The sequence below is a fragment of the Streptomyces panacea genome (genome assembly GCF_040560175.1).
Classification (GTDB): domain Bacteria; phylum Actinomycetota; class Actinomycetes; order Streptomycetales; family Streptomycetaceae; genus Streptomyces; species Streptomyces panacea.
Map to the genome: position 1 here is coordinate 24222 of NZ_JARJHW010000080.1, position 7243 is coordinate 31464.

Here is a 7243-nt window from a genome sequence, read left to right on the forward strand (position 1 = left end):
TCCGGCACACGCTGTGGACAACTGTGCGCTTCAGGGGTCTCCGACGGCCCTCAGGACGTCGGAAACCCGAAGCCCGCGAACCTCAGGTGAGCTGACTGGTTCTGATCACGACGGTCACGACGGTCGCCAGCAGCACCACCGCGCAGGTGCCCCACTGCACCAGCGCCCGGTGCTCACGTGGCGCGTGCACGAGGCCGACGGCGATCGCCGTGCCCGCGACCAGACCGCCGAGGTGGGCCTCCCAGGCGATCCCGGACCAGGTGAACGTGAAGAGCAGGTTCAGCGCCAGCAGCGCGAGGACCGGCCTCATGTCGTAGTTCATCCGGCGCATCAGTACGGCCGTGGCCCCCAGGAGACCGAAGACGGCCCCCGAGGCACCGAGCGACGGCTGGTTCGGCGCGGCGATCAGATAGGTCAGGGCGCTGCCGGCCAGACCGGAGATCAGATACAGCGCGAGAAAGCGCACACGTCCGAGCGCCGCCTCCAGCGGACCGCCGAGCCACCACAGCCCCAGCATGTTGAACGCGATGTGCCACACGGCCTGGTGCAGGAACATCGCCGTGAACAGGCGGTACCACTGCCCGTCGGCGACGCCCACGACCTCGCCGATCTCCGGGTTGAAGGCGTGCCCGATGAGATCCAGCTCGCCGACGACGCGCTGTTCACTGACGAGGGCGCCGACGAAGACCGCGAGATTCAGCCCGAGCAGGATCTTCGTGATCAGCCGGGGGTCGGCGGCGACGGTCCCGCCGGCGATCGTGCGCGGGCGGGCGGCGGTCGGGGACATGCCCGTACCGGATCCCTCCCGTACGCAGTTCGGGCACTGGAATCCGACGGACGCGCTGATCATGCAGTCCGTGCAGATGGGGCGCTCGCAGCGGGTGCAGCGGATGCCCGTCTCACGGTCCGGGTGCCGGTAACAGTGCGGTGTCGCGTCGGCTGCGGGCCGGTCCGGGCCCCCGGGCTGCTGGTCCATCGGTCCCCTCGGTACTCGTTGCGGCGGGAGGGCGCACAGCGCACCGCCCTCCCCGTCCGGTATGTAACCACTACGGACGGGCAGGGCGGGATGGTTCCCCGAACGGGGATCCGGAACGTCGTGACGCGTCCCCGGGGCGGTATGACCGACGGACGGCGAAGTGCCGTGCCGGGCGTCCCGGGCCCCCGAAGATCCGCCGGCCAGGGCCTAGCGGGACTCGACGACGACCGACTCGATCTTGACTTCCTCCACCGGGCGGTCGGTGCGCGGGTTGGTCTGGGTGGTTCCGATGGAGTCCACGACCTTCTTGCTCGCCTCGTCGGTGACCTCACCGAAGATGGTGTGCTTGCGGGTCAGCCACGTGGTGGGCGCCAGGGTGACGAAGAACTGCGAACCGTTGGTGCCCGGTCCCGCGTTCGCCATGGCCAGGAGGTAGGGCTTGTCGAAAGAGAGGTCCGGGTGGAACTCGTCGCCGAACTCGTAGCCCGGACCGCCGGTGCCGTTGCCCAGCGGGTCCCCGCCCTGGATCATGAAACCGCTGATGACCCGGTGGAAGACGGTGCCGTCGTACAGCCGGTCGCTGGACTTCTTACCGGTGGCCGGGTTGGTCCATTCCCGCTCGCCCTTGGCGAGCTCCACAAAGTTCTTGACCGTCTTCGGCGCGTGGTTCGGCAGGAGCCGGATCTCGATATCGCCGTGGTTGGTCTTCAGGGTGGCGTAAAGCTGCTCGGGCACGATCTGCCTTCCGTGAGTCTGCTCTGACTCTGTCGATCCTCGCACGGACGGCGTGCGCGCTGCCCGCCCCGTACCTCTCATGCGCTCGCGCGTCCCGTGACGGGGAATCAGCGGACGCGGGCGGGGCACCTGCGAGGGGCGGGCGACGGCAGGACGACGGTGAGGTGACGGCGGGAGAAAGGCGGGGCAGTCATGGCCTTGACGGGGCACGGCACGGCGAAGCGTGGCATTGTCGTCGACAAGCTCCCCCTTGCACCGCAATGCCCAGGCATCGCCCCAAGTCGTCTCCATGACCCGGATGCCCGCACCGCATGCCGGTACGGCGGGCGGCAGGCATGATTTCGATCTGGGTGGACAGGCGGATCTTTGTCCAATAACGGGGGAAACCCCCAAGCCCCTGACCGCCACCGAGGAGGAGGATCCTGTGACCCGCATGGACAGCGTGCGCGCCGCTACCGATTCGGCGAAGGAGAGCGTGCTGCACGCCGCGGAAGCGGTGGCACCCTACGCCGATACGGCCAAGGAACAGGCCGCGTTGTACGCCGAAGAGGCCCGCGTCCGGCTCGCACCGAAGGTGCAGAAAGCCGCGAGGCAGGCTCGTGTTCAGTACGGCGCCCGTGTGGCGCCGCATGTGCCCCCAAAGGTCGACGTGGCCGCACAGCGCGCGGCGGCTCGGACGCGTAAGGCAGCGCGTCAGGCAGCCGACTACACGGTGCCGCGCGTCGAGCACGCGGTCTCCGTCGCACAGCCGGTCGCCGGGGAAGCAGCGGCTCGTTCCGCTGCCGCTCTCGCCGCGCTGCGCGGTCAGATCACGGTGAAGGAGGTCCAGAAGCTTGTGAGGAAGCATGAGCGACGGGCCAGGGCCGGACGGCTCGCCAAGGGCCTGGTGGTCCTCGGTGTACTGACCGGTGGCGCTTTCGCCGCGTGGAAGTGGTGGGACAAGCAGGCCAATCCCGACTGGCTGGTGGAACCGCCCGCTCCTACAGAGGTCTCCGAGCACAACGCGTCGCTGTCGTCCGTCGACGGCAGCCCGGGTGCGCTCGATCCGGAGGTACAGGCCAAGCAGGCTGAGGAAGAAGTGGCGAGGGACCGCGACGACCGCCCGTGACGGGTGACCGGTGATCCGTGGGACTGGTGGTGCTGTCGCCGTACGACGTCTGTCGCGGCCGGCGCGGAGGATGCGACGGACCGGCTGGTGCGGTACGGCGGGCACTGCGGGCACTGCGGGTGACGCGGGCGCCGGCAGGGCGGGTGACGCGCGTGGTGCGGGCGCCGGGAGTCCTCAGGGAATCCCGGTTCCTCACGCCGCGAGCGCCGCGTCGCCGGCCGACTCGTTGTCACGCGCGATGTCGGCGTCCGTGCGGGTGTCGACGGGCAGGCGCCGGACCGAAGGTGACGAGCCGTGCGCTTCGGCGCGGATACGCTGCTCGATGGTCGGCGGCCGGGACGTGTCCGCCGGCCGTGCGTTCTCCGGCAGTGCCCGTCGCACAGCGGGTGCCGCCGCCTCACCTCCGCCCCGCTCCTCGGCGGTGAGCGGCGACCGGTCCTTCGCGGGCTGCTCGGCGGGCTGCTGTACGGCGGCGTCCGCAGCCGCGGCGGGGGCGGTCAGCCCCAGGGTGGTGAGCACCGCGAAGAACGCGGTCAGGAAGACGGTCCACAGATTCTTGACCTTGAAGGCGGCCATGGCCCCTCGCTTTCAGGTTGCGTTCGGGTTGAGCGATCTACATACCTTCCTCATGATGTGTACGCATCTTGGGAATCGAGGGACCAACGCCGCCACTGCGCAGTTCTTCTGATGAACACCACCCGTACGGTGCAACGGGCGCCGTCAATCGTCGGTGAGACCGCGCCGGACGGCCCTTCACCTCTCTAGAGCGAGCGTTCTATCCAGTAGAATATGGCTGTGAAGACAGCCGAACAGGACGCCACCACGAGTGCGGAACGCCCGGTCGGCACGCGCGAGAGAATCGTCCGGGCGGCCTCGCTGCTCATGCAGCGCCAGGGCTACGACGGCACGGGGATCAAGCAGATCTCCACCGAGGCCGGAGCCACACTCGGGTCGGTCTACCACTTCTTCCCCGGCGGCAAGCAGCAGTTGGCCGTCGCCGCGATCGGGCACGGGGACCGCGAGTTCGCCGACGAACTGCACCTCACCCTCGACGCGGCCACCGATCCCGCCCAGGCCGTGGTCGACTGCGCGCGCCGCCTCGCGGAGGGTCTGCGCGCGTCCGACTGGGTCGACGGCTGCCCGGTCACCGCCACGGCCCTCGGTACGGCGGGCCGCGCGCCCGACATCCAGGAGGCCGCGGCTGCCGCGTTCGCGAACTGGCGCGACCTGGTGTACGCCCGTCTCCGCCGCGCCGGTATCGCCGAGGACGACGCCCACGACCTGGCCCACACGGTGATCAGCACCCTGGAGGGCGCCGAACTGGCCGCCCAGGTCTCGCGGAGCGAGCGCCCGCTGCTGACCGCCGGCCGTCACCTCGCCCAGCTGATCAACCTCTACGCACCCGCGACCGATTCCTGAGGACACGTCAGGCCATTCGCGCGACGGCCGACGGCACGGACTTCGTACGCGCCCTGTTCAGGGCGGGCAGACGATCCGATCCTTGTCGCCATGGACGATCGCGTGATGTGGCTCCTGCTGAGCACGAGCGGGCTCCTGGTGCTTCTGAACTCGGGTATCGGCATCCTGGCCCTGTGCAACCACCGGACAGGTGTGCGCGTGACGGAGCGTCTGATCGCCTCGGACGAGCTGGACATCTACCACGCGACATGGCTGACCGGGTACGGGTACCGGGAGACATGGGCCGGTCACCGGGAGGCGGGCGCGGCAGGACTGGCCCTCCGGGCGCTGCCCGCGTTCGGCCTCGCGTACGCCGAGACGGAGGAGGGGCTCGTACCGGCGCGCGACGCGGCGGACCGGGAGGGCGCGACGCCTCCGGAGCACCCACTGACCCTGGCGGCGTGGCGGTTCACCCGCGACACCTGGGCCGCCGGACACCCGGTGACGGTGAAGGCGCTCACCGGTCACCCCGCGTTCAAGAGAGCCTGCGCGGCCCACAGGGAGCGGCTGTCCGGCCATCTGCCCCCGCGCCGCACGCGGCGCGACGACCACGCGGACCGCGCGCCTCGCGACGCGGGCCTGATCGCCGCGGGCTGGGTCACGCTCAACACCTGCGTACTGATGTGGCCCATCACCGTCGGCAACCCCGGTGCCGGGCCCGAACGGCTGAGCGAGGAACTGTTCGGGATGCTCGCCCTGTTCGTCGGTACCGCCTTCTTCTCCCTGCTCGTTCTCGTGACTGTGCACGTGCGGCTCTGGAGTGCCTGGTGGGACCGCTGGCCCCGGCGACTGCGCGCGCACTGCGAGGACCTGATCGAGCGGGAGTCCCGCGACCGGGTGCCGCTGTCCCCGCTCCGTGGCTGACGTACGTACCCCGGCCAGGACGGCAAAGAGGCCGTCCGACCTGCGTTTCCACAGGTCGGACGGCCTCTCACGGTGTGGAGCCTAGGGGAGTCGAACCCCTGACATCTGCCATGCAAAGACAGCGCTCTACCAACTGAGCTAAGGCCCCGAAAGGGGTGTACGACGGCGCCGCGGAACGTCTCGGTGACCGCCGGGAACCAGAGTACCGGGTGTCCCCCGTGATCCCGCAAAAGGATTGGGACTCCCGGTGCGCGACCCCGCTCCGTAGGATGCCCCAGAGGTTCGCAGCAGCGAAGCTGCCGCCTGGGGAAGCGATGGGGAGACGCGAATGGACGCCGCACAGCAGGAATCGACAGCAAGAGCCAGGGAACTCCAGCGCAGCTGGTACGGAGAGCCACTGGGAGCACTCTTCCGACGGCTCATCGATGACCTGGGGCTGAATCAGGCCAGGCTCGCCGCGGTGCTCGGCCTGTCGGCCCCGATGCTCTCCCAGCTGATGAGCGGCCAGCGCGCCAAGATCGGCAATCCCGCCGTGGTCCAGCGCGTTCAGGCGCTCCAGGATCTGGCCGGACAGGTCGCCGACGGCAGCGTCAGCGCCGCCGAGGCCACCGCCCGGATGGAAGAGGTCAAGAAGTCGCAGGGCGGCTCAGTGCTCACCGGCACCAGCCAGACGACGAACAGCACGGGCGCACCGACCGTGCGGCGGGTCGTCCGCGAGATCCAGTCACTGCTGCGGTCGGTCGCCGCCGCCGGTGACATCATCGACGCTGCGGATTCCCTCGCACCGAGCCACCCCGAACTGGCAGAGTTCCTCAGGGTGTACGGAGCCGGGCGCACCGCCGACGCGGTCGCGCACTACGAGGCGCACCAGAACTAGCCCGGAGCTGGGCAAGGCAGGCACGGGAGAGACCGCGGCCGAGGGCGACGGTCCGCCGGACAGGACGACTGGGAGCGAGCGCGGCGCAATGGGTGAGGTCTTCGCTGGTCGGTACGAGTTGGTCGACCCGATCGGACGTGGCGGTGTGGGCGCCGTCTGGCGTGCCTGGGACCACCGGCGCCGCCGGTATGTGGCGGCCAAGGTGCTGCAGCAGAGCGACGCGCACACGTTGCTGCGCTTCGTACGCGAGCAGGCCCTGCGGATCGATCACCCGCATGTACTCGCACCGGCCAGCTGGGCCGCCGACGACGACAAGGTCCTGTTCACCATGGACCTGGTGAGCGGCGGATCGCTCGCGCATGTGATCGGCGACTACGGGCCGCTGCCGCCGCGTTTCGTCTGCCTCCTGCTCGACCAGTTGCTCTCCGGTCTCGCGGCGGTGCACGCGGAGGGAGTCATACACCGCGACATCAAGCCCGCCAACATCCTGCTGGACGCCACCGGGACCGGCCGGCCGCATCTGAAGCTGTCCGACTTCGGGATCTCCATGCGCAAGGGCGAGCCGCGCCTGACGGAGACCAACTATGTGGTGGGCACGCCCGGTTACTTCGCACCGGAGCAGATAATGGGCGCGGAGCCGGACTTCCCCGCCGACCTCTTCGCCGTCGGCCTGGTCGCGCTCTATCTGCTGGAGGGGCAGAAGCCCGACGCCAAGGCCCTGGTCGACTACTTCACCGAGCACGGCACCCCGGGAGCGCCCCAGGGTATTCCCGAGCCCCTGTGGCAGGTCCTCGCCGGGCTGCTCCAGCCGGACCCGGACGCCCGATTCCGTACCGCGACGGGCGCGCGCAAGGCACTCACGTCGGCCGTCGAGCTGCTGCCCGAGCAGACGGAGGACGACGAGCCCGTCGAGGTCTTCGACCAACTCGGGCCGCTGCCACCCCCGTTCGGCCCCGACGGGCCCGTCCGGGAGTCGGGCCCGAGCCCGCACACCCCAGCTCCTCAGGCGCCCCCGTACGGAAACCAGTACACGGGAGGAGTCACCGGGGCGGTGGCCGGTGGGGTCACCGGCGGGCAGCCGCCCCGGAGCGCCCAGAACACCCCCTGGACGGCTGGCACGCCCTCCGTACAGCAGCAGCCCGCCCCAGAGACCTCCATGTCGGAGACCGGCAGCTTCCATCTCCCCCCGCCGCCCCACACGGATCAGCAGCAGGCACCGCTGTAC

At 70.1% G+C, this 7243-nt stretch carries 8 protein-coding genes and 1 tRNA gene; 5 read left to right on the forward strand and 4 right to left on the reverse strand.

Features of this window, described 5'->3' with window-relative positions; translation table 11 throughout:
* Positions 1–82: 82 nt before the first annotated feature.
* Both P3L51_RS19945 and P3L51_RS19950 read right to left on the reverse strand, forming a co-directional pair.
* Positions 83–976: a rhomboid family intramembrane serine protease gene (locus P3L51_RS19945; protein WP_354606617.1), complete on the reverse strand. Its 894-nt coding sequence runs from the start codon at positions 974–976 to the stop codon at positions 83–85.
* A 207-nt stretch (positions 977–1183) separates the two neighbouring features.
* On the reverse strand, positions 1184–1711 hold the full coding sequence (locus P3L51_RS19950; protein ID WP_354606618.1) for a peptidylprolyl isomerase: 528 nt from the start codon (positions 1709–1711) through the stop codon (positions 1184–1186).
* Between the two features lie 424 nt (positions 1712–2135).
* Between P3L51_RS19950 and P3L51_RS19955 the strand changes: the two genes are divergently transcribed.
* The gene (locus P3L51_RS19955) at positions 2136–2819 is read left to right on the forward strand and encodes a DUF5324 family protein (protein ID WP_354606625.1); all 684 of its coding nucleotides are present in this window, start codon (positions 2136–2138) and stop codon (positions 2817–2819) included.
* A gap of 192 nt (positions 2820–3011) precedes the next feature.
* Here P3L51_RS19955 and P3L51_RS19960 read toward each other — a convergent pair whose 3' ends face one another.
* Positions 3012–3395, reverse strand: a complete 384-nt coding sequence (locus P3L51_RS19960) for a DUF6344 domain-containing protein (RefSeq protein WP_354606619.1) — start codon at positions 3393–3395, stop codon at positions 3012–3014.
* A gap of 219 nt (positions 3396–3614) precedes the next feature.
* Here P3L51_RS19960 and P3L51_RS19965 point away from each other — a divergent pair, with 219 nt between their 5' ends.
* Positions 3615–4238 (forward strand): TetR/AcrR family transcriptional regulator, encoded by a 624-nt coding sequence (locus P3L51_RS19965; protein WP_354606620.1) that lies wholly within the window; start codon positions 3615–3617, stop codon positions 4236–4238.
* A 90-nt stretch (positions 4239–4328) separates the two neighbouring features.
* Complete coding sequence (locus P3L51_RS19970; RefSeq protein ID WP_354606621.1) at positions 4329–5141, forward strand: hypothetical protein; 813 nt, start codon at positions 4329–4331, stop codon at positions 5139–5141.
* A gap of 75 nt (positions 5142–5216) precedes the next feature.
* Here P3L51_RS19970 and P3L51_RS19975 read toward each other — a convergent pair.
* Positions 5217–5289: transfer RNA gene (locus P3L51_RS19975), tRNA-Ala, on the reverse strand.
* Positions 5290–5469: 180 nt separating this feature from the next.
* On the opposite strand from P3L51_RS19975, the gene P3L51_RS19980 reads away from it, so the two are divergent.
* A complete protein-coding gene (locus P3L51_RS19980) occupies positions 5470–6018 on the forward strand; it encodes a helix-turn-helix domain-containing protein (RefSeq protein ID WP_354606622.1) in 549 nt (182 codons plus the stop codon).
* A gap of 88 nt (positions 6019–6106) precedes the next feature.
* Positions 6107–7243 (forward strand): serine/threonine-protein kinase (locus P3L51_RS19985; protein WP_354606623.1); only part of this gene is annotated, 1137 nt, incomplete at its 3' end.